This is a genomic window from Pseudotabrizicola alkalilacus, from assembly GCF_003443995.1.
GTDB classification, from domain to species: Bacteria; Pseudomonadota; Alphaproteobacteria; order Rhodobacterales; family Rhodobacteraceae; genus Pseudotabrizicola; species Pseudotabrizicola alkalilacus.
The window spans coordinates 21,231-46,424 of the sequence record NZ_QWEY01000003.1; the positions used below are offsets into that span (position 1 = coordinate 21,231).

A 25,194-nucleotide genomic window follows, 5' to 3' on the forward strand; every position below is an offset into this window, starting at 1 on the left:
TCACTGGCCAATCCGGGTGAAACCCTGTAAGGGCTGGCCAACAATCATCAGACCCTATTGAAAGTGACCCCTCCCGATGGAGCTTCGCAACATTGCCATCATCGCGCACGTTGACCATGGCAAAACCACGCTCGTTGATGAGCTTCTGAAACAGTCGGGGTCTTTCCGCGACAACCAGGCCGTCGCCGAACGCGCCATGGACAGCAACGATATCGAGCGTGAGCGCGGCATCACCATTCTGGCGAAATGTACCTCGCTGGAATGGGCCGGTGCCCGGATCAACATCGTTGACACCCCCGGCCACGCCGATTTCGGTGGCGAGGTGGAGCGCATTCTGTCGATGGTCGACGGGGTTGTGCTGCTGGTGGACGCCGCAGAAGGCCCGATGCCGCAAACCAAATTCGTGACCTCCAAGGCGCTTGCGCTTGGCCTGCGCCCGATTGTGGTGCTGAACAAGGTTGACAAGCACGATGCCGAACCGTCGCGCGCCCTGAACGAGGTGTTCGATCTGTTCGCCAACCTTGGCGCTGATGACGATCAGCTTGATTTCCCGGTGCTTTATGCTTCGGGCCGCTCTGGCTGGGCCGATGTCGAACTCGACGGGCCGCGCAAGGATCTGTCGGCGCTGTATGATCTGGTGCTGAGCCATGTGCCTGCGCCTGCGCAAATCGCGCGCCGCGCCGAGCCGTTCCAGATGCTGGCAACCACGCTGTCGGCTGACCCGTTCATCGGCCGTATCCTGACTGGCCGGGTTGAGGCGGGTACGCTGCGCGCTGGCGAGACCATCAAGGCGCTGAGCCGCAATGGCGACCGGATCGAACAGTTCCGCGTGTCCAAGGTTCTGGCCTATCGTGGTCTGGTGATGACCCCGATTGACGCCGCCGAAGCAGGCGACATCGTGACCCTTGCCGGGATGACCAAGGCCACCGTGGCCGATACGCTGTGTGCTTTGGACATCGACACCGCCCTGCCCGCGCAGCCAATTGACCCGCCGACGATCTCGATCACCTTTGGCATCAACGACTCGCCTCTCGCAGGCAAAGAAGGCTCCAAAGTGCAGAGCCGCGTGATCCGCGAGCGTCTGATGAAGGAAGCCGAGATCAACGTCGCGATCAAGGTCACCGACACCCCCGGCGGCGACGCGTTCGAAGTCGCAGGTCGTGGCGAATTGCAGATGGGCGTGTTGATCGAAAACATGCGCCGCGAGGGGTTCGAGCTGTCGATCAGCCGCCCGCGCGTGCTGATGCAGGAGATTGACGGCGTCCGCTCCGAGCCGATTGAAGAAGTCACCATCGACGTGGATGACGAATACACCGGCCCGGTGATCGAAAAGCTGACCGGCCCGCGCAAGGGCGATCTGGTCGAGATGAAGCCGGCAGGCGCAGGCAAGACCCGGATCATCGCACATGTGCCGTCGCGCGGTCTGATCGGCTATCATGGCCAGTTCATGACCGACACCCGGGGCACCGGCGTTCTGAACCGCGTGTTCCACGGCTGGGCCGCACACAAGGGCCCGATTGAGGGGCGTCGTCAGGGCGTTCTGATCTCGATGGAATCCGGCATCTCGGTTGCTTACGCGATGTGGAAGCTGGAAGACCGTGGCCACTTCTTCATCGGTGTGCAGGAACCGGTCTACACCGGCATGATCATCGGTGAGCACAGCCGCGACAACGATCTGGAAGTGAACCCGCTGAAAGGCAAGCAGCTGACCAACGTCCGGGCCTCCGGCACGGATGAAGCGGTGCGCCTGACCACCCCGGTCAAGCTGAGCCTTGAACAGTGCATCGCCTATATCGACGATGACGAGCTGGTCGAGGTGACGCCGAAATCGGTGCGGATGCGCAAACGCTATCTGGACCCGCATGAGCGCAAGCGTCACAGCCGCAGCGCCTGAGGATGGCGGCCCCTTCGGGGGCCGTTTTCATTTGGGGCGGATGGGTTTCGCCTAAGGCATGACATGAAAAAACGCGCGCAAGGCATTGGCCCTGCGCGCGTTTTGCTTTGACCACCGCCCGGCTGTTGCCGGGCGGTGCTTTTGGGTTCAGTCGGCACCGCGCGCTACAGCACCGGGTTTCACCAGCCGCTTCTGGATCGCCCAGACCGCTACCGCCGTCCCGATGCCGATAAAGTCGGTCAGGAAGCCGGAGTCGATCATCGCCACCGCAGCCACGGCCAGAACAATGCGCAGGACGGTGTTCAGATGGCCAAAGTACCAGGCCTGCACCGCTGACGACAGCAGGAACACCCCCAGCAGCGCGCCGGCAACAACGTGGATGATGTTCAGCCATTCGCCCTGCATCAAGAGTTCGGGCGACGAGAAGAACATGAACGGCACCACAAAAGCCGCCATCCCCATCTTGAAGCTTTCCACGCTCGTCTTCATCGGGTCCGACCGGGCAATCGCCGCCCCGGCATAAGCCGCAAGCGCCACCGGCGGGGTGATGGCCGACATCACCGCGAAGTAGAAGATGAAGAAGTGTGCGGTCAGCGTGTCGATGCCCATGCTGATCAGTCCCGGCGCAATGACCGAAGCCGCCACCGCATAGGCCGCTGTGGTGGGCATGCCCATCCCCAGCACGATCGACACGATCATCGCAAAGAACAGCGCCAGCATCTGGTTGTTTTCCGCCAGCCCCAGCAGCAGCGACGAGAACCGCGTGCCCAGCCCGGTCAGCGCGATCACGCCCACGATGATGCCTGCGGCGGCACAGACCGCAACCAGTTGCAGGGTCATCTTGGTCGAGATTTCCAGCGCGAACAGGATCTCTTTCACCCCCATCTTATAGGGCGTGAGCCAGGAAACGACCGCAGCCGCCGCCATCGCCAGCGTGCCCGCACGGATCACGGAATAGCCCATGAACAGCGCGCCGATCAGAATGAGGATCGGGATGAACAGGAACACCTGTTTTGCCAGCTTGCGGAACTGCGGCAGCTCTTCGCGTGGCAGGCCCTTCATGTTGAACTTCTGCGCCATCAGGTCGACGTTGAAATAGACGCTGACGAAGTACAAAAGCGCCGGGATGATCGCGGCCACCACGATGTCGGAATAGGCGATGCCGGTGATTTCCGACATGATGAACGCGCCCGCCCCCATGATCGGCGGCAGGATCTGCCCGCCCGAAGACGCCGCAGCCTCGACCGCCGCGGCGGTCTGCGGCTTGTAGCCGACCTTTTTCATCAAGGGGATGGTCAGCGAACCCGTCGCGACCACGTTGCCCGCCGAGGTGCCGTTGATCATGCCCATCAGGCCCGATCCGAACACTGCGACCTTGGCCGGTCCGCCCCGGCGGTCGCCCGCTGCGGCAAAGGCGAAGTTGACGAAATACTCACCCACGCGTGACGCTTGCAGAAAGGCGGCAAAGGCGACGAACAGGATGATATAGGTCGAGGAAATCGCCGTCGTTGGCCCAAGGATGCCTTGATCGGTAAAGACATAGGTAAAGAACCGGGTCAGCGAATAGCCCCGGTGATACAGGATTCCGGGCAGCCACGGTCCGACAAAGCTGTACAAGATGAAGATGCCCGCGATGATCACCAGCGCCAGACCGGCCATGCGGCGGGTCAGTTCCAGGATCAGAAGCACGCCGATCAGGGCCGCGAACATGTCGGCCTCTTTCGCAAGGCCAGTGCCCGCCCGCAGGCGCAGCAGCGGCGCGTGAAAGATGATGTAGGCGGTGACTGCAACGGCAGCAAAGGCCAGGATGATATCGGCCAGATCCAGCTGCCCCCGGCGCGGATCGGGCATGAACCACGCGACCAGCATCGCCCAGACCGTGCCGATCAGCAGCGGCACGCCAAAGGTCCAGCGCGTTGCCGTGGCCGAAGCGGCCTGATCAACGCCGGTGCCACCGGCCCAGAACAGCATCACCTGCACGAAAGCCACGCCCACCAGCACCGCCGCCGGGGCCAGCATCAGCATGCGGCCCGTGCGCGGGTTGCCTTCGCTTTCCGCAAAGGTCAGCGACGAGAACAGCAGGAACCCGATCACAAGACCGCCACCGACATGCAGCAACCGGTAGGTCCAGGTTTCCAGCGGATACAGGTTCATCACCCCGATGTGGAATGCGGTGTAGGCGATACACATGGCCGCGATCAGCAGGCCGACCGATCCGATCGGTTTGCGCTGGTTGGCCGAAAAAATCTCATTATCTACGCCAGACGCAATCTCCTGCGTTGGGGCGTCCGTAGTGGGAGCGGTCATGATATGGTGTCCCCGATGACGGTGATGGAAAAAGGGCGCCCGATCATGGTCGGACGCCCGCAAAGCACAGCGAAGCGTGCCTTATTTCAGGGTATCGGGGATCGTGATCCCTTTTTCTTCGTAATACTGCACCGCGCCGGGGTGGAAGGTCATGAAGGTGTTCTTGTCCCAGTTCTCGATCAGCGTCTCGGACGAGGTCGCGTGGATCTGCACCATACGCTCGTTGTTATCGAGCGCGAGTTTGGTGATCTCATAGGCCAGCGAGTCCGGCATGTCGGAATGCGCGATGGCAAAGTTCCACAGCGCAACCGTCGGCTGGTCATAGTCGTGGCCCGGATATGTGCCTGCCGCGATGTTGAACGGAGCCATCGCGGGGAAGGCTTCCAGCACCTTGGCGGATTCTTCCGGGGTCAGGCCGAACATCAGCACGTCCTGTTGCGCGGCCAGTTCCGAGAATGCCGAAATCGGCACGCCTGCGGCAAAGGCAAAGGCGTCGATCAGACCGTCCTGCAACTGGCCCGCCGCATCGGCAGCCCCGGCATAGGACACATTGGCTTCGACCCCGACAGCAGACATGAACTGCGGCCAGTAGGTGCCGGGCGTGCCGCCTGCGGGACCAACCGACACGCGCTTGCCTGCCAGATCAGAGACCGAGGTGATGCCCGACGAGCGCAGGACCACGACCTGAAACGGGGTCTGATACATCGGGAACAGCGCACGGATCGATTTGTGCTCCAGCCCAGGGGCCAGTTCGGATTTGCCCATCCAGGCGTCATAGGCCGGGCCCATGGTGACCAGACCCATCAGGTGATCGCCGGTTTCCACCAGCGTTACGTTCTGCACCGGGCCGCCGGTGACTTCGCCGGTTGCGTTCACGCCAAGCGCTTCGGACATATAGCCAGCAAAGCCGTTGCCATAGACGAAATAGGTACCGCCCTGCGACGCGGTGCCGATGGTGATTTCCGACGGCCAGTCGCTTTTGTCCTGCGCCATTGCGGTGGTCGCAACGAGGCCAGCCGCGCAAGCGGCGGCGAGTGTCTTGATGAACATGCAGTCCTCCCAAAAAATCGACACTGGCCTGCGTCTCCTGCGCAGGCCGTGCTCTGTCCAGAAGGCGGTTAATCGCCGCTTCACTCAACCGTGTTGTTCGCCGTTTGCGCAATCAATTGGCGTTCAGATGGCTGTGATGGGTGGATTTCGTAACATCACAGGCAAAGCATGGGGGGATTTCGTGGCTTGTTACGCCTCTGCCTCGCCCCCGGCCCCGAATTGTGCCTTGTCCAGCCCGTGCTTTTGCATCTTTTCCCACAGGGTTTTGCGCGACAGGCCGAGTGATTCATACACCGGCTTGAGATTGCCACGATGCGCGGCAAGCGCCGCCTCGATCTCGCGCTTTTCAAATTCTGCCACCCGTTCGGACAGCCGCGACGGGGCCTCTTCCACCGTTTGCGCCCCCTCGCCCAGCCCCAGCGCGTAGCGGTCGGCGGCGTTGCGCAATTCGCGCACATTGCCGGGCCAGTCGCGGGCGGTCAGATGCGCCACCAGCGATGGCGGCACCGGCGCGGGGTCAGAGCGGTGGCGGCTGGCGGCCTCACTCAGCAGGCGCAGAAACAGCAGCGGTATATCCTCGCGCCGCGCAGACAGCGGCGGCACCTGCAGCGTCACCACGTTCAGCCGGTAGAGCAGATCCGCCCGGAACCGCCCGGCCTCCACCTCCGCTTCCAGCGGCACGCGCGAAGTGGCCATGAAGCGCACATCGAGCGGCAGCGACTCGTTCGACCCCAGCCGGGTGACGGTGCGATCTTCAATCACCCGCACCAGTTTGCCCTGCATGTCCAATGGCATGGAGGCGATATCATCCAGCAGGATGGTGCCGCCGCGCGCGTGTTCGAACTTGCCATAGCGCGCCCGCAATGCGCCCGCAAAGGCCCCGGCCTCATGGCCGAACAGCTCGGATTCGATCAGCGCGGCGGGGATCGCGGCGCAGTCGATGGCGACAAAGGGCTTGCGCGCGCGCGGCGACATATCATGCAGCGCCCGCGCCACCACCTCTTTGCCCGCCCCGGTTTCGCCAACGATCAGCACATCGGCCTCGGTCGGGCCAAGGGTGCGGATACGGCGGCGCAGGTCGATCATCACATTTGACCGGCCAATCAACCGCTGCTCCATATCATCCACCTGCCCCGCCGCCGCCTTGAGCACGCGGTTTTCCAGCACCAGCCGCCGGTAATCGGACGCCCGCGCCACAATTTCGGTCAACTGGCTGGCCGGAAACGGCTTTTCGACAAAGTCATAGGCGCCTTCGCGCATCGCCCGCACCGCCAGTTGCACATCGCCATGCCCGGTGATCAGGATCACCGGAATATCGCGGTCAATCTCGTGGATGCGGTTCATCAGCGTCAGCCCATCCATGCCGGGCATGCGGATATCGGTCAGCACCACGCCGGGAAAGCCAAAGCTGACCAGATCCATGATCCGTTCCGGCATGGCAAAATCCTGCACCGCAAAGCCCGCCAGATCCAGCGCCTGCGCGGTCGAGGCGCGCAGATCGGGTTCGTCATCGACCAGAAGAATACGCAACGGGGTCATTCGGCAGCCTCTTGCTGGGCGGTCATGGCAGCGGCAAGCCGCAGCACAAAGCAGGCACCGGGGCCTGAGGTTACCGAAAGATCGCCGCCGAAGTCTTTGACGATATTGTAGGAAATGGAAAGCCCAAGGCCAAGCCCCTTGCCCACGCCCTTGGTCGAAAAGAACGGATCAAAGATGCGGGTGGCCAACCCTTCGGGTACGCCGGGTCCGGAATCGGCAATGCGGATCAACACATCATCACCAATGGCTTCGGCGGTCAGATGGATCGTACGTGTTGGCAAACCCTCCACGGCATCGGCAGCATTGGTCAGGATGTTGACCAGCACCTGTTGCAACCGCACCGGCCCCGCAACCACCTGCGGCAGATCGGAATCAAGGTCGATGGTCAACGTGGCATCTGCCGCACGGATGCGCAGCGCGGCAATCTCTACCGCAGCCTCCACCACCTCGGCCACGCTGACATGCGACAGTTTTTGCCCTGGCGCACGGGCAAAACTGCGCAGATGGCGGCTGATACTTGCCAGCCGGTCGATCAGCGACAGGATACGGTCGATATTGCCCCGCGCCTCAACCAGCCGGCCCCGGTCCATCAGCACGCCCGCGTTGTCGGCATAGGTGCGGGCGGCGGCCAGCGGCTGGTTGAACTCATGGCTCAGCGCCGCCGACATCTGGCCAAGGGCGGCCATCTTGCCCGCCTGCACCAGATCGGCCTGCGCCTGGCGCAGCTCATGCGTGCGCTCCTCGACCCGGCGCTCCAGATCGGCGCGCGCCTCGGCCTGCACCTGCAGCCGTTCATCCAGCCGCAACCGGCGCTGCCAGACCACCGCCCCCACCATCGCCAGCACGCCAAAGGTCAGCATGGCGACAAAGGCAAGCGTCAGCGCTGACGCGCGGGCGGCGGCGGTGTCGATCAACACATGCACCACCCAGCCGGCGCGATCCATCGGCATGTCGCGTTGCAGATATTCACGTGCACCTTGCACTTCGGCGATACGCAGAACCGGACTGTTGCGATGCCGCCCCTCGCCGATGATCTGCAACAGGCCGATGGGCGTTCCGGCATAGCGCCGGGTGCTTTCGATATTGGCCTGCGCAGCGTTGGTCAGCGGGCGCATCGCGGCAAAACGCCAGTCGGGGCGCGACGACAGAAAGCTTACCCCCTCCGGGTCGGTGACCAGAACCGCATAATCGCCCCCCGCCCATGTGCCCTCGATGGCATCCAGATCGACCTTGAACACCAGCACCCCGGCGGTCAGCCCGGCCACCCGGACCGGCGCGCCAAAGTAATAGCCGCGCTTGCCGCTGGTGGTGCCAAGCGCATAAAACTGCCCTGCCTCGCCAGTCAGGGCATCGTAGAAATACGGACGAAACGCGAAATTGCCGCCGATGAACGAGGTGTCGGTGTCAAAATTTGACGCGGCGATGGTCAGCCCGTCCGTATCCATCAGATAAATATCGGTCGCCCCCAGCAGGCGCTGGATACGGCGCAGATAGTCATTCGCCTGTATGACCAGTGCCGGATTGCGCGGGTCGGCTGCCAGCCGCGTCACAATCGTTTGCTCGGCAATCAGCGGCGGCAGACGCTCGAACCGGTCCAGCTCGCCCGACAGCGCGGTGGTGGCAAGTTGCAGCACATTGTCGCCGCGCCGCGCGGTGTCATCCAGTGACCGCGCAAGGCTCTGCCGCCATGTCAGCCATCCGGCCAGACAGCAGCCCAGCACCGCCAGCGTGGCGGCCAGCAACAGCCATGTCCGTGTGGTTTTGCGCATCGCCCCCCCTGTCCCGTCAATGCTATCGGCAAAGCGGGTCAGGCCGCAACTGCGGTTCAGGCGGCGACGGCAAGACGGCAGGGGTGGAAATCCTCCACTTGTAAATCACGGCCTTCAAAGGTGCAAAAGCTGAACGGCGGCACCGCGATCCAGCCGCCCTCGCCGGTTTCGAGCGGTTCCGAGACCACGGCAGTACCCTCCCGGCTGTCAGACCAGCGGTGATAGAGCGTCGGCGCGTGATCGTCGGTGGCGTAGCGCATGGCGTAAAGCCGCTTGCCATCCGACAACGCGCCGGTCAGCCGCAAATGCGGGGCGGCTCCCTTGGCGCGGGACAGGCTGATCAGCTTTGCCGCCGCGCGTTCCATCGCGCCCTTGGGGTCATCGTCCAGACCTTCGGCAATGGCGATCAGGAACAGCGCCTCGGAATCGGTGGCACCCTTGCGGCACGGGTACAGCGCATCGGGGATCATCATATCGGCGTCGCGGCGAAAGGTGTCATAGCCGCCGATCTGGCCATTGTGCATGAACGACCACCGCCCCCAGGTAAACGGATGACAGTTGTTGCGGCTGGTCGCGGTGCCGGTGCTGGCGCGGACATGGGCGAGGAACAGGCCGGATTTCACCTGCGCGGTCAGGCTGCGCAGATTGGGGTCGGATCAGGCCGGCATCACATCGCGGTACAGCCCCGGCTCCGGCCTATCGCCGTACCAGGCCAGACCAAAGCCATCGGCATTGATGGCGGTGTGGCATTGCGTGGCGCAATGCGACTGGTGGATCAGCGAATGGCCGGGACGGCTGATGATTTCCTCAAGGAAAATCGGCGCCCCGGTATAGGCGGCCCAACGGCACATCAGCGCGCCCCTGTGATGGTGAACATGGTTCTGCCCCAACGTTTCTTTTCATGACAGTAGCATGAAACAAAACGACGCCGGAAGGAGGTTCCTTGCGGCGTCGCAGATGTTTGGCAGACAAGTGCTGAAAAATCAGTCGATTTCCTCAACCACGACCAGATCGCGCACAGAAGCGCCTTTGGCATGGGCAAGGGCTGCCTGATATTCCGGGCTGTGATAGCAGGCGACGGCCTCTTCCAGACTGGGGAAGCGGGCAACCACATTGCGGGCGCGGTCGTTGCCTTCCAGCTGAACATGGCGGCCGCCACGGGCCAGGAAAACCCCGCCATGCAGCGCCACCGCCGGGCCTGCGCCCTTGGCATAGAGCGCATAGGCGTCGGCGTCGGTCACTTCGACATGGGCGATCCAGAGTGCGGTTGGCATGGGATTATCCTTTGATAACAGCTTCGGCGGCGGCAATGGCGGCATCGGCCTGCGCAATATCTGCGCCCCCGGCCTGTGCCATGTCGGGGCGGCCACCGCCCCCCTTACCGCCCATGGCCTCTGCTGCGGCCTTGACCAAGGCAACAGCGGAAACGGTGGCGGTCAGGTCAGCAGTCACACCTGCGGCGACCGCAGGTTTGGCCCCGGTATCGGCGATCAGCAGCACCGCGCCCGAGCCGAGGCGGGTTTTCATCTCGTCGATCAGCGCGGGCAGATCCTTGCCGGAAACTCCTTGCAGAACCTGTGCCAGGAATTTGATTCCATTGATGTCTTTCGCTTCCGGGCCGCCGGATTTGCCGCCCATTGCCACCTCACGGCGCAGCTGCGCGACTTCATTCTGCAAGGCGCGGCGTTCGTCGAACAGGGCTTTCACCCGCTCCACCACCTCTGCCGACGGCGCTTTCAGCACCGCCGCCACATCGGCCAGCCGTGCATCCTGCTGGCGCAGATGGTCCAGCGCCGCTTGGCCGGTCAACGCCTCGATCCGCCGCACGCCAGCCGATGACGCGGAATCGCCCAAGAGCACAAAGGCCCCGATGTCGCCGGTACGCGCGACATGGATGCCGCCGCACAGCTCAAGGCTGTAGGTGTTGCCATCCGCGCCCTTGGCGCTGCCCTCCAGCACACCCATCGAGACCACGCGGACCTCATCGCCGTATTTCTCGCCGAACAGCGCCTGCGCGCCGATGGCGCGGGCGTCGTCGGGTGTCATGATCCGGGTCTCAACGGGGCTGTTCTGGCGGATGAAGTCATTCACCTCGCCCTCGACCAGCGCCAGTTCGCGCGCATTCAGGCCCACCGAATGGCTGAAATCAAAGCGCAGACGGTCGGGCGCGTTGAGCGAGCCCTTTTGCGCGACATGATCGCCAAGCGCGCGGCGCAGCGCCTCGTGCAGCAGGTGCGTTGCCGAATGGTTGGCCCTGATCTGGCGGCGGCGGGTGTGGCCGACCTCCAGCTTGGCGGGCTGGCCCTTGGTCACACGACCTTCCACCACGGTGGCGATGTGCAGGAACACGCCCGCAATCTTGCGGGTGTCGGTCACTTCGGCCATGCCGGTGGCGGTGCGGATCAAGCCGGTATCGCCAACCTGCCCGCCGGATTCGGCGTAAAACGGGGTCTGGTTGACCACGATCTGCACGCTTTCGCCGGTTTTGGCAGCGTCAATGGCCGCCCCGTCGCGCACCAAAGCGTTGATCACACCCTCGGCGGTTTCGGTGTCATAGCCCAGGAACTCGGTGACGCCATGCTCTTCGGCCAGCTCAAACCAGATCTTGCCATCCGCCGCCTCACCCGTGCCGGACCAGGCCGCGCGGGCCTTGGCCTTTTGCTCGGCCATTGCCGAGTCAAAGCCCGCCACATCCACCGCACGGCCGCGTTCGCGCAGCGCATCCTGTGTCAAATCCAGCGGAAAGCCGTATGTGTCGTACAATTTGAACGCAGTTGCGCCGGGCAGATCGCCACCTTCGGGCAGGCGCACCAGCTCGTCATCCAGCAGTTTCAGCCCGCGGTCCAGCGTGGTCTTGAACCGGGTTTCCTCCAGCTTCAGCGTTTCCTCGATCAGCGACTGCGCGCGCTGCAATTCGGGGTAGGCCGCGCCCATCTGGCGCACCAGCGCCGGCACCAGTTTGAACATCACCGGATCCTGCGAGCCCAGCATATGCGCGTGGCGCATCGCCCGGCGCATGATGCGGCGCAGCACATAGCCGCGCCCCTCGTTCGAGGGCATCACGCCATCGGCAATCAGAAAGCTGGTCGAGCGCAGATGGTCGGCGATCACCCGGTGGTGGGTCTTGCCGGGGCCATCGGGATCAGAGCTGGTCGCATGGGCGCTCGCCTCGATCAGGCTGCGCATCAGGTCGGTGTCGTAATTGTCGTGCTTGCCCTGCAACAGCGCGCCAATCCGCTCCAGCCCCATGCCGGTGTCGATGCTCTGCATCTCCAGCGGGCGCATGGTGCCATCGGCGAACTGTTCATTCTGCATGAACACGTTGTTCCAGATCTCGATGAAGCGGTCGCCATCCTCATCGGCGCTGCCCGGCGGGCCGCCCCAGATGTGATCGCCGTGGTCATAGAAAATCTCGGTGCAGGGGCCGCAGGGGCCGGTCGGGCCCATGCGCCAGAAATTGTCATCGGTCGGGATGCGGATGATCCTGTCATCGCTGAACCCGGCCACCTTCTTCCAGATCGCCGCCGCCTCGTCATCGGTATGATACACCGTGACCAGCAGCTTGTCCTTGTTCAGGCCGAAATCCTTGGTCAGCAATTCCCACGCAAAAGCAATGGCTTCGGCCTTGAAATAATCACCAAAGCTGAAGTTGCCGAGCATCTCGAAAAACGTGTGATGGCGCGCGGTGTAGCCGACGTTATCGAGGTCATTGTGCTTGCCGCCGGCGCGCACGCATTTCTGCGCGGTGGTGGCGCGGGTGTAATCGCGGGTCTCGACCCCGGTGAACAGGTTCTTGAACTGCACCATGCCGGAATTGGCGAACATCAGCGTCGGATCGTTCCGCGGCACCAGCGGCGACGAATCCACCACCTTGTGGCCGTTGCGGGCAAAGAAATCGAGATAGGTCGAGCGGATATCGTTCAGCGACGCCATGTTAGTGCCCTTCGGCTGAGGGATTCATCTGGTTTGGTTCCCATCTATCCGCGTGCGCGGGGCCTGTCCACCAGCGGCAGCGGCTGGCCCCGAAAAAGCCCGCTCTGCGCCATGAAAAAGGCCGGGGAGATGCCCCGGCCTTTGCGTGTCTGCGGACGAAATCAGGTGTCCATCACATCATCATCGGCGGCCTCACCCTCGGCCATGTGGAAATCCAGCCCGTTGGCGGCGCGGATGCGCTCTTCGATTTCGGCCGCGGTGGTCGGGTTGGATTTCAGGAACAGTTTGGCATTCTCACGCCCCTGCCCGATCCGCTCATCGCCATAGGAATACCAGGAGCCTGACTTTTCGACCACACCGGCCTTGACGCCAAGATCGACCAGTTCCCCGGTTTTCGAGATGCCTTCGCCATACATGATGTCGAATTCCACCTGTTTGAACGGCGGCGCCACCTTGTTCTTGACCACCTTGACGCGGGTGGAGTTGCCAACAACCTCATCCTTGTCCTTGATCGACCCGATGCGGCGGATATCAAGCCGCACGCTCGCGTAGAATTTCAGCGCATTGCCGCCGGTGGTGGTTTCGGGCGAGCCGAACATCACGCCGATTTTCATGCGGATCTGGTTGATGAAGATCACCATGCAGTTGCTGCGGCCGATGCTGGCCGTCAGCTTGCGCATCGCCTGGCTCATCAGACGGGCCTGCGCGCCCATCTGCATGTCGCCCATATCGCCCTCGATCTCCGATTTGGGCGTCAGCGCCGCAACCGAATCGACGACCACAAGGCTGACCGCGCCAGAGCGGACCAATGTGTCGACAATCTCCAGCGCCTGTTCGCCGGTATCGGGCTGGCTGATCAGCAGCTCATCCAGATTGACGCCCAGTTTCTTGGCATATTGCGGGTCAAGCGCGTGTTCGGCATCGACAAAGGCGCAGACCCCGCCCTTTTTCTGCTCTTCCGCCACCACATGCAGGGTGAGCGTGGTTTTGCCCGAGCTTTCGGGGCCGTAAATCTCGATGATGCGGCCCTTGGGCAGGCCGCCGATTCCCAAGGCTATATCAAGGCCCAAAGAGCCGGTTGATGTCGCCTCGATATCCATGGCCGGGCTGTTCATTCCCAACCGCATGATCGAGCCTTTGCCGAACTGCCGTTCGATCTGTGCCAGAGCGCTTTCCAGCGCCTTTGACTTGTCCATTTCGCGCTTCCCGTTCAAATCGAGGAGGTTCGCCACCGCCATTGTCCCGCTCCTTATTTCACAGCCGCGCCACGGCGGCAATCATTGCCGGTGTTCGCCAAGTGTTCTCACCTATATGAGATCAAATGCAGAACATATCAACCAGATTCTGGTAAATTCAGCTTTTTCACAATCTGGTTAAGCGATAGTTTACGCTCAGTAATTAAACGCATCCGACAGAGATGCTCAAAGGGACAGTAAACGGTGCTGGTATTCTGGGAACAACGTCTGGCGATCCTTGCGACGCCGAAAACCGGCTCCACCGCAATCGAGGCGTCGCTGGAGTCATTGGCCGCGCTGTCGATCCAGCGGCCGCCGGTGCTGAAACACACCAATGTCGCCCGATTTCACCGCTTTGTCGGGCCCTATCTGGCGGCAGCGGCGGGCGGGCCGTTTACCGTGGTGGCGCTGATGCGCGAGCCGCGCGACTGGCTGGGCAGCTGGTATCGCTATCGCAGCCGCGACGACATTCCGGACGAAGCCAAAAGCACCCAAGGGTTGAGCTTTGATGAATTTGTGCAGGCCTGGTGCAGCACGCCGCGCCCTGCCTTTGCCGATGTCGGCTCGCAGGCCCGGTTCTTGCAGGGCACGGAGGGGCGCGGCGCGGACCGCGTGTTCCGCTATGAAAACATTGATGCTTTCGTGGCGTTTCTGGAGGACCGGCTGGATTTTCAGATCATCCTGCCGCAGCTGAATGTCTCGCCCAAAGCGTCGCTGGAGCTGTCGCCAGACACGTTGACGCGGCTGCAAACGGTCGCGGCTGAGGATTTTGCGCTGTACAACAGTCTGGACTGAACCGCCTTCAGTGCAGCTGGCCCTGCACGGTGATCGCCAGATCGTTGAGCGAAAACGGTTTGGCCAGAAACACGGAATTGGGCATCCTCGCCTGTTCCTCGGACAGGCAATCCTCGGCATAGCCGGACATGAAGACCACGCGCACATCGGGCCGCGCCTCGCGGGCGAGTTTGACCCAGCTTGGCCCGTCCATTCCCGGCATCACCACATCGGTGACAAAGACATCAATCGCAAGGCTGCGGTCTTCGAGCAGGCGCAGCGCCTCTTCGGCGCAATCCGCCTCCAGTACGGTATAGCCGCGCAGGCGCAACGCACGGCTGGCAAAGGCGCGCACCGGTGCCTCATCCTCGACCAGCAGCACCACCCCCTCCCCCTGTTTGAGCACGATCTTGCGGGCGGGCTCAACGGCGGGGTCAGCGGCCTCATCTTCGGTTGGGTGGTAGATGGGGAAATAGAGGTGGAACACTGACCCCTCTCCCGGCGTGGAATCGACAAAGATGAAGCCGCCGGATTGTTTGACGATGCCATACACCGTTGACAGGCCCAGCCCGGTACCCTCACCCGCGCGTTTGGTGGTGAAAAACGGCTCGAAGATCTTTTCCAGCCGGTCCGCAGGGATGCCGACCCCGGTGTCGATCACCCGGATCGCCGCATAATCGCCCACCGGCACAATGGCGCGGTCGCGGCGCAATTCATCCTGCAAGGTCAAAGCCTCGGTCTCGACCCGGATGGTGCCGCCCATGGGCATGGCATCACGGGCGTTGACCACCAGATTCATCAGCACCTGTTCCAGCTGCCGCTTGTCGGCGCGGATCATGCCCAGATCGGGGGCATGGGCAAGCCGCAGATGCACCTTTTCTCCCACCAGCCGGTTCAGCAGATGCGCCATATCCGACAGCACCTCCTGCAGGTCGATGCGCTCCGGCTTCAGCGTTTGCTTGCGCGAAAATGCCAGCAGCTGGCCGACCAAAGCGGCGGCGCGGTTGGAATTCTGGTTGATCTGCACGAGATCGGCAAAATCCTTGTCCTCGCGCGAGTGGCGCAGCAACAACAGGTCACAATGGCCGGAAATGGCGGTCAGCAGATTGTTGAAATCATGGGCAATGCCACCCGCAAGCTGGCCGATGGCCTGCATTTTCTGGCTTTGAACAAACTGCGCCTCCAACCGCTTCATGGCAGTGGCATCCTGCACCACGGCCAGAACGCCGGGGCAGCCGTGATCAACATAGCGCCGCAAGGTCACCTGATGAAACGCATCGGCCTGACCGATGCGGGCGCGCAGCACCTCGGAGCCGACCAGCTGCCGCTCTGATGCGACATCGGCGACCCAGTCAAGGACCGAGCGGCCAAGACCTTCGTAAATGTCGTGAAACATCGGCCGCGCGTCGCTGGCCAGATCCAGCACGTCGCGGGCGGCGCGGTTGGCGGCCAACAAACGCCCCTCGGCATCAAAGCGCAGCAGGGCAACCGGCAGCACTTCGAAATCTTCCATGATCTGTTCGCCGGCGGGGCGGCGGCTGACCGGCAGCAGATAAATCTCGCGCCGCTCTCCCGCGCCGGAAATCTCGGCCAGAATGGCGCGGACCGGGCCATCGACGCCTGCCACCTCCAGCTCTTCGCCGCTGCGCAGGTTGGGGGTGGAAAACACCCGGTCCAGCCGTTTGGGGCGGCCCCCCAGCAAGCGTCGCATCGCCTCATTGCTGAACAGCACCACCCCGGACTTGTTGACGATCAGCATCGGCAGGCTCAGCCCTTCGGCCCCGCGACCGGAGGCAGCACGATCCACAAACTCCTCCAGCCGCCACAGAAACCGCCCCTCGGCGATGCGATGCACCGACAGGCGTGAATGGCCCCGACGTGTCACCACATCCTCGCGCGTGGCGCCGGCGGTCTGAGCCCGCGACTGCAAACGATAGAGCACCGAGGCCGGGCTGGCGAAATGGTCCTGCAGGGCAGACATCAGAGAGGCCGCAGCGGCCCCGAACCGCGCCTGCGCCGCCACATTACGGTACAGGATCTGACCTTGAGCATCCGTGGTGAAACACGGCGTCGCATCCTGCCCGACCAGCAAGGCGACCGACCGCTCTGCCGCGCGGTCGGTCCGGGTGGCCAGAAAGACAAATGCCCAGAGCAGCCCGACCAGTGCCCCCAGCGTCAGCGCCACGACCGAGGCCGCCACCCGCACCGAAGGGTCAGACGCAACAGCCGCAGCTACCCCCGCCGCCAACGCCCCGGCCAGCAGAAGCCGCGACCGGGTGGCCAGACCGCGCAATACGGCGATGATTTCGCTGCTTCCCCGAACGCCAGCCAGCACACGCATCCCCATCTGCACCCGTTTCTCACGCAGCACAGCACAGCAATCGTTAAGACGTTCTTAACCGCCGTCGCATTGCGCAGAAAAAACCACTCAGGGTTGTGTAGGTTACGCTTGGCCTTGCGTCAACAACGCCAGAAAGAAGCCATCGCCGCCGGTCAGCGGGGTAAACCGTTGCATGGTTTTTACGCCCCAGCCGGGGGTGCGGTTCACAAAGGCCGCAATCCGGTCTTCGTTCTCGGCACGCAGTACGGAACAGGTGGCATAGGCCAGCACGCCACCGGGCGCGACCAGCGGTGCCAGACGGTCCAGAATCTCATCCTGCACCGCGCCGATCTGCGCCAGCCGCTCTGGTGTCAGTGCCCATTTGCCCTGCGGATCACGCCGCCAGCTACCGGACCCGGAACAGGGCGCATCGGCGAGGATCAGGTCAAACGGTGCCAATGCCTCAGGCGCATCGCTCAGCGCGACTTTGACCCCGGCGCGGCTGGCGCGGGTGGGCAGATCGCGCATCCGGGCGGGAAAGGCGTCATGGGCGAACAGCGACAGCTTGGCACGGGCGGCCATGGCAAGGGTCTTGCCACCTCCCCCCGCGCAATGATCGAGCACCCGCATCCCATCGCGCAGCGGCAGCGCCGCCACCACCGCCTGCGAGGCGGCATCCTGCAGCTCGACCAGACCGGACAGATAGGCCTGACTGGTCTGGATCTTGCGCGCGCCATCTGTCACTTCCAGCGCGGTATCGGCCAGACCATGTGGCTGGGCTGTGATGCCCTCGGCCTGCAAGGCCGCAATGGCCTGTGTCGCCGTCGCCCGCCGCAGGTTGACCCGCAAAAACACCGGCGCGCGCTGACGCAGCGCCTGTGCAATGCCGGTCAGATCATCGCCCAGAGACTCCGTCAGCTGCGGCAGCAGCCAGTCGGGCAGATCGAGCGTCTCCGCCGCGGCGGGCGTGCGGCCCTGTTCCCCCTGTGTAACCAGTGATGGCGCATGGCCCTCACCCGTGAACAGCGTGGCAGGGTCGGTGCCCGCCGCGCGCAAAGCCCCCAGCATCAGCCCGCGCCCGCTTTCCGCACCGCCAAGCGCGGCATAAGACCGGCGGCAGCGCAGCGCATCATACACCAGATCGCGCACCGCATTGCGGTCGCCCGACCCGGCAAAGCGGCTGGCGCGTCCCCAGTTGGTCAGCGCCTGTTCCGCAGGTGCTCCGGCCAGAATACGGTCCAACACCTCGATTGCGGCGGAATGGCGTGCGGCTGGGGTCATGATTTACGTTCCTGCAACATGTTGCCGCCATCCACCACCAACGTCACCCCGTTGACATAGGAAGCCGCGGGTGATGCCAGAAAGGCCACGCAGGCGGCAACCTCCTGTGGTGTACCGGCCCGGCCCATCGGCGATTTTCGCGCGGCGGTGAACTCGCCTTTCTGTGTGGCCTCGGTCCCGATCCAGCCGGGGGCGACGGCGTTGACGGTCACACCATTCTTTGCCACCTCCAGCGCCATTGCATGGGTCAGACCCACCATTGCCGCCTTGGCCGCAGAATAGGCCGAACTGCCCGGAACCGAGACCAAGGGGCCGGTGACAGAGGCCATCATCACCACACGGCCAGAGCCTTGTGCCAACATCGCGGGCAAAAACGCGCGGGTGACCAAAACAGCAGTGGTCAGCGACAGATCAAATTCGCGCCGCCAGGCGTCGGCATCGGATTTTACAAAGGTGCGCGTGCGTTGCGGCTCTGCCTGTGTGCCCATCCCCGCGTTGTTCACCAGAACGTCGACCGGCCCCAGCCCGGCCAGCCGGTCAACTTCGACCGGATCGGTCAGATCCCCTTGAAAGCCTGTGGCGACAAAGCCCTCGGCCATCAGTTCCGCCGCGCGGACATGAATGCGACCCGAAGCCCCGGCGATGATCAGCTCATGTCCCGCTGCCCCCAAAGCACGGGCGCAGGCAAGACCGATGCCGCCCGCCGCCCCTGCCCCGGTGATCAGCGCGCGCATCAGCCGACCCGGTAGTTCGGGCTTTCGCGGGTGATCTGCACATCGTGGACATGGCTTTCCTTCAGCCCGGCGCCGGTGATCCGCACGAACTGGCAGTTGGCGCGCATCTCGGCCACGGTGGCGCAGCCGGTATAGCCCATCGCCGCCCGCAAGCCGCCGACCATCTGGTGGATGACCTGCGCCGCCGAACCCTTGTAGGGCACCTGACCTTCGATCCCTTCGGGCACCAGCTTGTCGCTGGCGGCATCCTTCTGGAAATAGCGGTCAGCCGAGCCGCGCGCCATCGCGCCCAGCGACCCCATGCCACGATAGGATTTATAGGACCGCCCGTTCCACAAGATCACCTCGCCCGGAGACTCGTCGGTGCCCGCGATGGCAGAGCCGACCATGGCGCAGCTTGCGCCCGCAGCAATGGCCTTGGCAAAATCGCCGGAATATTTGATGCCGCCATCGGCGATGATCGGAATATCACCCGCCGCCCGCGCCGCATCCATGATCGCGGTCAGCTGTGGCACACCCACACCAGCGACAATGCGCGTGGTGCAGATCGAGCCCGGACCGATACCGACCTTGACCGCATCAGCGCCCGACCCGATCAGGGCGCGTGTCGCCTCGGCGGTGGCGACATTGCCCGCCACCACCTGAACGGTGTTTGACAGCCGCTTGATCCGCTCCACTGCGCGGGCCACGCCTTCGGAATGGCCATGCGCGGTGTCGATCACCACCATATCGACGCCCGCATCAATCAGCGCCTGCGAGCGTTCAAACCCGGCGTCGCCGACGGTGCTGGCGGCAGCGACGCGCAGGCGCCCCATCTCGTCCTTGCAGGCGTTGGGATTGAGCACGGCTTTCTCGGTGTCTTTCAGCGTCAACAACCCGGTCAGCTTGCCGGTGCCATCGGTGACCAGCAGCTTTTCGATCCGCCGCGCCTTCATCAGGCTGATCGCCTGTTCCCGGTCAATCGGTTCATGCAGCAGGGCCAGATTGTCCGACGACATCATCACAGACACCGGCGTCTTGTCGTCGCTGGCAAAGCGCATATCGCGGTTGGTCACGATGCCCAGCACCCTGCCCTGCGCATCCACCACTGGAAAGCCGGTGATATTGTAGCGGCCCATCAACAGCTTGGCATCGGCCAGGGTCTGATCCGGGGTCAGGGTGATCGGCTTGTAAACCACGCCGGATTCAAACCGCTTGACCCGGCGCACTTCGGTCGCCTGCGCCTCCAGATCCAGATTGCGGTGGATCACGCCGATCCCGCCCGCCTGCGCCATGGCAATGGCCATGCGGCCTTCGGTCACCGTGTCCATCGCACTCGACAAGAGAGGGATGTTCATGCGGATGGATTTTGTGACGAAAGTAGACGTATCTGCATCTGACGGCAGCACCGATGATGCCGCCGGAACCAGCAGAACGTCGTCAAAAGTAAGGGCCTCGCGAATCTCCATGGGAGCCTCCAAAGGAGTGATCGTTTGGCGGTTCCCTGTTTCACCTCTGATCCGGGGATGCAAGGGGAAATGGCAGCCTTTGTGGCCGGCGTCGCCGGGGGGCTGTCTGCCCCCCGCACCCCCCGAGGATATTTTAGGACAGAAAATGGCCACACTGGCCCTGATCATTTTTCGTCTTCAAATATCCCCGGGGGACGGCCGAAGGCCGCGGGGGCAGGCAGCCCCCGGCGACGCTGGCGCAGGGCGCATGTGCTACAGGTCGCGGTACTGTTTTTCCTGCCGGGCGGTCCAGCGCAGGGCAAGCTGCCAGCCGTCATCTGTCTGCGCCTCATCCTCCACCACGCCCTGCGCATGCAGCCAGGCGTGGCGTTTGCCGTCGCTGAACGGCACAGTGAGTGTGCGTTCGGTTTTCTCTTCGTCAAAGACCAGAGACACCCGGTCAAGGAGCGCGTCTACCCCCTCTCCGGTCAGGGCCGAAACCGCAAGCACATCGTCGCGCTGTGCGGCCTGGCTCGCCAGCGCCTCGCGCGCGGAGCCGTCGACCAGATCGAGCTTGTTCCAGATTTCCAGCATCGGCGTGGCCTTGTTCACGCCGAGCGAGGTCAGGATATCCATCACATCCGCCGATTGCTCGGCCGATTCCGGGTGGGCGATGTCGCGGACATGCAGGATCAGGTCCGCCGACAGCACCTCTTCCAGCGTGGCGCGGAAGGCGGCGACCAGCTGGGTCGGCAGGTCAGAGATGAAGCCCACGGTGTCGGACAGGATGATCTTGCGCCCCGTCCCGCCCGTGGTCGTGGGCAGCACCATGGCGCGCATGGTCGGGTCCAGCGTGGCAAACAGCATATCCTTGGCCAGCACTTCGGCCCCGGTGATGCGGTTGAACAGGGTCGATTTACCGGCGTTGGTATAGCCCACCAGCGCCACAATCGGGAACGGCACCTTTTTGCGCGCAGCGCGGTGCAACTCGCGGGTTTTCACCACCTTGGCCAGTTGACGTTTAAGCCGGATCACCTGATCGTCGATGGCGCGGCGGTCGGCCTCGATCTGGGTCTCGCCGGGGCCGCCGACAAAGCCAAAGCCGCCGCGTTGCCGTTCAAGGTGGGTCCAGGCGCGGACCAGACGGGTGCGCTGAAACGACAGCGCCGCCAGTTCGACCTGCAACACGCCTTCGCGGGTGCGGGCGCGGTCTGCGAATATCTCAAGGATCAGCCCGGTCCGGTCCAAGAGCTTGACGCCCCATTCCTTTTCCAGATTGCGCTGCTGCACCGGCGACACCGGGCCATCGACCAGCACCAGCCCGACATCCAGCTCTTTGAACCGGGCGGCCAGATCTTCGACCTTGCCTGAGCCGAACAGCATACCGGGGTGCAGCCGCTGCAGCCGCACCACCTCGGCCCCCACCACGTCCATCGCGGGAAGTGCTGAGGCCAGACTCACCGCCTCGGCCAGCCCGTGTTCGGGCAGGCGGCGCGACGGGCTGGATTTGATATCCGGGTGCAGCACAAAGGCCCGCATTGCGGGGCTTTCGCTTTCATAGGCGTCGATGCCTGTGCCCGTGTCGGGCCAGATATCTTCGTCTTCGTCGTCTTCAGGAAGATCGGAAATCAGTCTTCACCTTCATAAAGGTTGATGGGTGCGCCCGGCATGATGGTGGAAATCGCATGCTTGTAGACAAGCTGCGACTGACCATCCCGGCGCAAGAGCACGCAAAAATTGTCAAACCAGGTGATAACGCCTTGCAGCTTCACCCCGTTGATCAGGAAAATCGTTACTGGAACTTTTGCCTTGCGGACATGGTTCAGGAAAGCATCCTGCAAGTTCTGTTTATCACCGGCCATTCTCTTTGTGCCCTTAATGTTGCGCGTTTTATCCGTCCCTCGGCTTATAAGCCTGCCGCTGGCGCATTGGGTGCCAGTATGGGACGCGAATCGCGGAGATTCCAGCCCAAAAAACAGTCCGTTACCGATGGATGTGTCAGCGTTGCCAACTGGACGGCGCAAAAAGCGCCAGCAGCGCCAGTGTCTCCAGCCGACCGACCACCATCACCATGGCCAGAAACACCTTTGCCGCCGTCTCCAGTTCGGCATAGCGGATCGGGGCGGCCCCGGCCAGATCGGCCAGCTGGCCGGTGGTGGACAGTGCGGCAAGGGTCAGCACAAGCGCATCTTCGAACGGCAGGTTCATCAGCGACAGTGCAGCGGTGCTGACCGCGATGGACAGCGCAAACAACATGAAGAACAGCCAGGCAAAATAGGCCCCCTCGCGGCGCAGACGCCGCGCCTGTTGCCCCTGCCCGCCGATTGACGACGGGTGGATCAGCTTTTCCAGCTCGCGCTCGCCATGACGGAACAGCGCATAAACCCGCAGCAGTTTCACCCCGCCTGCCGTGGTCGCCACCCCGCCGCCGATGATCGCCAGACCCAGCAGCACCAGCCCCGGACTGGGCAGGCCCGACCAACTGCGCGCCGCCGCCCATTCGCCGGATTCGTAGCCGGTGGTGGTCAGAAAGCTGACCGCCATGAAAAACGTGCCCCACAGCGCCCGCAGGGCCGAAGCCGCGTCATCGGTCGCCTCGACCTCAATCGCACCAATGAAATGGCGAAAGAACAGCACGGCGGTGGTGGTGGCAATCAGGATGGTCGCAAGCCGCACCTCGGGGTCGCGGCGCAAGGGGCCCTGCATCAGCGCAAACTGGGTGCCCGGCAAGAACCGCCGGGTGATGGCCAGCATCAGGAACAGCACAATCAGCGCCTCGCCCACAAGTCCGGTGCGCAACCCGCTCAGATCGCCATCGGTGCCGATGCCAGAGGTCGACAGCGTGCCCATGGCATGAATCAGTGCCAGCAGGTTCACCTCGCCCGCGATCATCAACAAAAGCCACAGCAGAAGCGTCAGGCCGGAGTAGATCGGGAACAGCAGCAGCGTATAGCGCAGGAACCGTTGCGACGGATCGGCGACGCGGGTGATCTGGCTCAGCCCATCCGCGCCCCGTCCCGGCGCACGGCCCGACATCACCTCGACCCCGCCCAGATTCATCGGTGCCAGAATGGCGGTAGCGGTCACCAGAATGAACAACCCGCCCAACCAGCCCACCGTGGCCCGCCACAGATGCAAGGTCGCCGACAACCGCCCCGGTGTGTCGTAGACCGAGGCCCCGGTGGTGGTAAAACACGACACCATCTCGAACCACGCATTGGTAAAACTGGTATCGGGCACCGCTTGCGTTACGGGAATCGCAAAGATCACCGGCATCAGCGCATAGGCCCCGACCAATGACGCCAGCTGGCTGCGCGCGACATTGCGCGGCCGCCAGTTCGATGTGGCCAGCCAGACCATGCCGGTCAATATCAACACCAGCATGCCCGAATAGAAGAACCCCTGCGCCACCCGGTGTGCATCGGTCAGCGTGGCATGGGCCGCCGGCAGGAACATCGCCACGCCCGACAGGGCCGACAGCGTGACCAGCAAAGGCGTTGCCAGCAGCCGATCGCGCAAAGCCATCAGAAAAAGTCGATGGAGACCTGCAACAGCCGCTCCACCTCCCGCACGTCCGGGGCCATGGCGAACAGGGCGATGATGTCTCCCGCCTCCAGCCGCAGCTCGGCGGTCGGTTTCACCACCTTGTCCGCCTTCATCACGCCGCCGACAAGCACGCCTTCGGGAAAGTCGATCTCGCGGATCATCTTGCCCGCCAGCGAACTGGTGGACAGGATCTGCGCCTCGATCATCTCGGCTTCGGCATCGCCGATGGAATAGACCGCGCGCACCCGGCCATGCCGGATGTGGCGCAGGATCGACGACACCGTGGTGGCGCGCGGGTTGATATAGGCGTCAATATCCAGCGGTCCCATCATCGGGGCCAGTGTCGGGTCATTGACCAGCGCAATCGCCATGTGGCACCCGGCCTGTTTGGCGCGCACCGCAACCAGCAGGTTGGTCTTGTCGTCATCGGTGACCGCCAGAACCGCATCGGCACGGTCAATCGCCGCTTCCATCAGGATATCCATATCCATGCCGTCGCCATGCAGCACAATCGTCCGCTCCAGCGCGTCGGCGGCGCGCTCGGCGGTGGGCCGCGATTTCTCGATGATCTTGGCGCGGACCCGGTCGCTGCGCGCCTCCAGCGCGCGGGCGACGCCAAGGCCGACATTGCCGCCGCCGATGATGACGATGCGTTCCTGCTTTTTGGTCTTCTTGCCAAAGATTTCCAGCGTGCGGTTCACATCTTCGGAATGGGTGAAGACATAGATCTGATCGCCCGCGAACAGCTGATCGCCCGGATCGGGCGAAAACAGCCGCCCCTCACGCCGCACACCGACGACAATGGCGCGCAGGGTGGAAAACAGATCGTTGAGCTGGCGCAAGGGCGTGTTCAGCACCGGGCAGTCTTCGTCCAGCGCGATGCCCAGCAGTTGCGCGCGGCCCAGCATGAAGCTTTCGGTGTCAAAGGTCGATGGCGCCGCCAGCCGCTGCAGCGCGGCCTCGGCCACCTCGCGTTCGGGGCTGATCACCACGTCAATCGGCAGATGGTCGCGGCGGTACAGATCGGAATAGATCGCATCCAGATAGTTCTGCGCCCGCAGCCGGGCAATCTTGCGCGGGACCGAAAACACCGAATGCGCCACCTGACAGGTGACCATGTTCACCTCGTCGGAATGGGTGGCGGCGATGATCAGATCGGCATCCCGCGCCCCTGCCCGTTCCAGCACATCGGGGTATGAGGCAAAGCCCGCAATCCCCTGAACATCCAGCGTATCTGTCGCGCGGCGCACCAGATCGGGGTTTACGTCCACCACCGTCACATCGTTGCGCTCACTGGACAACTGACGCGCGATCTGCCAGCCGACCTGACCCGCGCCGCAGATGATGACCTTCATGTCAGCCCCTTATAGGGTGGCGCGTGAAAC

Annotated in this window: 17 protein-coding genes and 1 pseudogene; 2 read left to right on the forward strand and 16 right to left on the reverse strand. The window is 63.4% G+C overall.

Annotated elements, in window-relative coordinates:
* Positions 1 to 76 precede the first annotated feature (76 nt).
* Positions 77 to 1,894, forward strand: a complete 1,818-nt coding sequence (typA, locus tag D1012_RS06850; protein WP_118150631.1) for a translational GTPase TypA — start codon at positions 77 to 79, stop codon at positions 1,892 to 1,894.
* A gap of 147 nt (positions 1,895 to 2,041) precedes the next feature.
* On the opposite strand, the gene D1012_RS06855 is transcribed toward typA, so the two are convergent.
* The 8 genes and pseudogenes from D1012_RS06855 to recA form a co-directional block, all read right to left on the reverse strand.
* Entirely contained in the window at positions 2,042 to 4,201 is a 2,160-nt protein-coding gene (locus tag D1012_RS06855; protein WP_118150632.1) for a TRAP transporter permease, read from the reverse strand.
* Between the two features lie 81 nt (positions 4,202 to 4,282).
* Positions 4,283 to 5,251: a TAXI family TRAP transporter solute-binding subunit gene (locus tag D1012_RS06860; RefSeq protein ID WP_118150633.1), complete on the reverse strand. Its 969-nt coding sequence runs from the start codon at positions 5,249 to 5,251 to the stop codon at positions 4,283 to 4,285.
* A 189-nt stretch (positions 5,252 to 5,440) separates the two neighbouring features.
* Complete coding sequence (locus D1012_RS06865; RefSeq protein ID WP_118150634.1) at positions 5,441 to 6,790, reverse strand: sigma-54-dependent transcriptional regulator; 1,350 nt, start codon at positions 6,788 to 6,790, stop codon at positions 5,441 to 5,443.
* Positions 6,787 to 8,559, reverse strand: coding sequence for a sensor histidine kinase (locus D1012_RS06870; RefSeq protein WP_118150635.1), 1,773 nt, complete (start codon positions 8,557 to 8,559; stop codon positions 6,787 to 6,789). Before D1012_RS06870 ends, D1012_RS06865 begins: the two co-directional genes overlap by 4 nt.
* A 56-nt stretch (positions 8,560 to 8,615) precedes the next feature.
* Positions 8,616 to 9,410: pseudogene (locus D1012_RS06875) on the reverse strand (class II glutamine amidotransferase).
* A gap of 132 nt (positions 9,411 to 9,542) precedes the next feature.
* A complete protein-coding gene (locus D1012_RS06880; RefSeq protein WP_118150636.1) occupies positions 9,543 to 9,833 on the reverse strand; it encodes a DUF1330 domain-containing protein in 291 nt (96 codons plus the stop codon).
* Between the two features lie 4 nt (positions 9,834 to 9,837).
* A complete protein-coding gene (alaS, locus tag D1012_RS06885; protein ID WP_118150637.1) occupies positions 9,838 to 12,492 on the reverse strand; it encodes an alanine--tRNA ligase in 2,655 nt (884 codons plus the stop codon).
* 161 nt (positions 12,493 to 12,653) lie between these two features.
* On the reverse strand, positions 12,654 to 13,730 hold the full coding sequence (gene recA, locus D1012_RS06890; RefSeq protein WP_118150638.1) for a recombinase RecA: 1,077 nt from the start codon (positions 13,728 to 13,730) through the stop codon (positions 12,654 to 12,656).
* Between the two features lie 201 nt (positions 13,731 to 13,931).
* Here recA and D1012_RS06895 point away from each other — a divergent pair, with 201 nt between their 5' ends.
* Positions 13,932 to 14,522: a hypothetical protein gene (locus tag D1012_RS06895; RefSeq protein WP_118150639.1), complete on the forward strand. Its 591-nt coding sequence runs from the start codon at positions 13,932 to 13,934 to the stop codon at positions 14,520 to 14,522.
* A 7-nt stretch (positions 14,523 to 14,529) separates the two neighbouring features.
* Here D1012_RS06895 and D1012_RS06900 read toward each other — a convergent pair whose 3' ends face one another.
* From D1012_RS06900 to trkA, 8 genes are all read right to left on the reverse strand, one after another.
* Entirely contained in the window at positions 14,530 to 16,848 is a 2,319-nt protein-coding gene (locus D1012_RS06900; RefSeq protein WP_118150640.1) for a hybrid sensor histidine kinase/response regulator, read from the reverse strand.
* Between the two features lie 96 nt (positions 16,849 to 16,944).
* Positions 16,945 to 18,102 (reverse strand): RsmB/NOP family class I SAM-dependent RNA methyltransferase, encoded by a 1,158-nt coding sequence (locus D1012_RS06905; protein WP_118150641.1) that lies wholly within the window; start codon positions 18,100 to 18,102, stop codon positions 16,945 to 16,947.
* Positions 18,099 to 18,836 (reverse strand): SDR family NAD(P)-dependent oxidoreductase, encoded by a 738-nt coding sequence (locus D1012_RS06910; RefSeq protein ID WP_118150642.1) that lies wholly within the window; start codon positions 18,834 to 18,836, stop codon positions 18,099 to 18,101. Before D1012_RS06910 ends, D1012_RS06905 begins: the two co-directional genes overlap by 4 nt.
* On the reverse strand, positions 18,836 to 20,284 hold the full coding sequence (gene guaB, locus D1012_RS06915) for an IMP dehydrogenase (RefSeq protein ID WP_118150643.1): 1,449 nt from the start codon (positions 20,282 to 20,284) through the stop codon (positions 18,836 to 18,838). Before guaB ends, D1012_RS06910 begins: the two co-directional genes overlap by 1 nt.
* 252 nt (positions 20,285 to 20,536) lie before the next feature.
* Positions 20,537 to 21,802, reverse strand: a complete 1,266-nt coding sequence (hflX, locus tag D1012_RS06920) for a GTPase HflX (protein ID WP_118150644.1) — start codon at positions 21,800 to 21,802, stop codon at positions 20,537 to 20,539.
* 89 nt (positions 21,803 to 21,891) lie between these two features.
* Positions 21,892 to 22,125 (reverse strand): RNA chaperone Hfq, encoded by a 234-nt coding sequence (hfq, locus tag D1012_RS06925; RefSeq protein ID WP_023664101.1) that lies wholly within the window; start codon positions 22,123 to 22,125, stop codon positions 21,892 to 21,894.
* 136 nt (positions 22,126 to 22,261) lie between these two features.
* Positions 22,262 to 23,788, reverse strand: coding sequence for a TrkH family potassium uptake protein (locus D1012_RS06930; RefSeq protein ID WP_118150645.1), 1,527 nt, complete (start codon positions 23,786 to 23,788; stop codon positions 22,262 to 22,264).
* Positions 23,788 to 25,164 (reverse strand): Trk system potassium transporter TrkA, encoded by a 1,377-nt coding sequence (gene trkA, locus D1012_RS06935; protein WP_118150646.1) that lies wholly within the window; start codon positions 25,162 to 25,164, stop codon positions 23,788 to 23,790. The genes D1012_RS06930 and trkA overlap by 1 nt, the downstream gene beginning before the upstream one ends.
* Positions 25,165 to 25,194 lie beyond the last annotated feature (30 nt).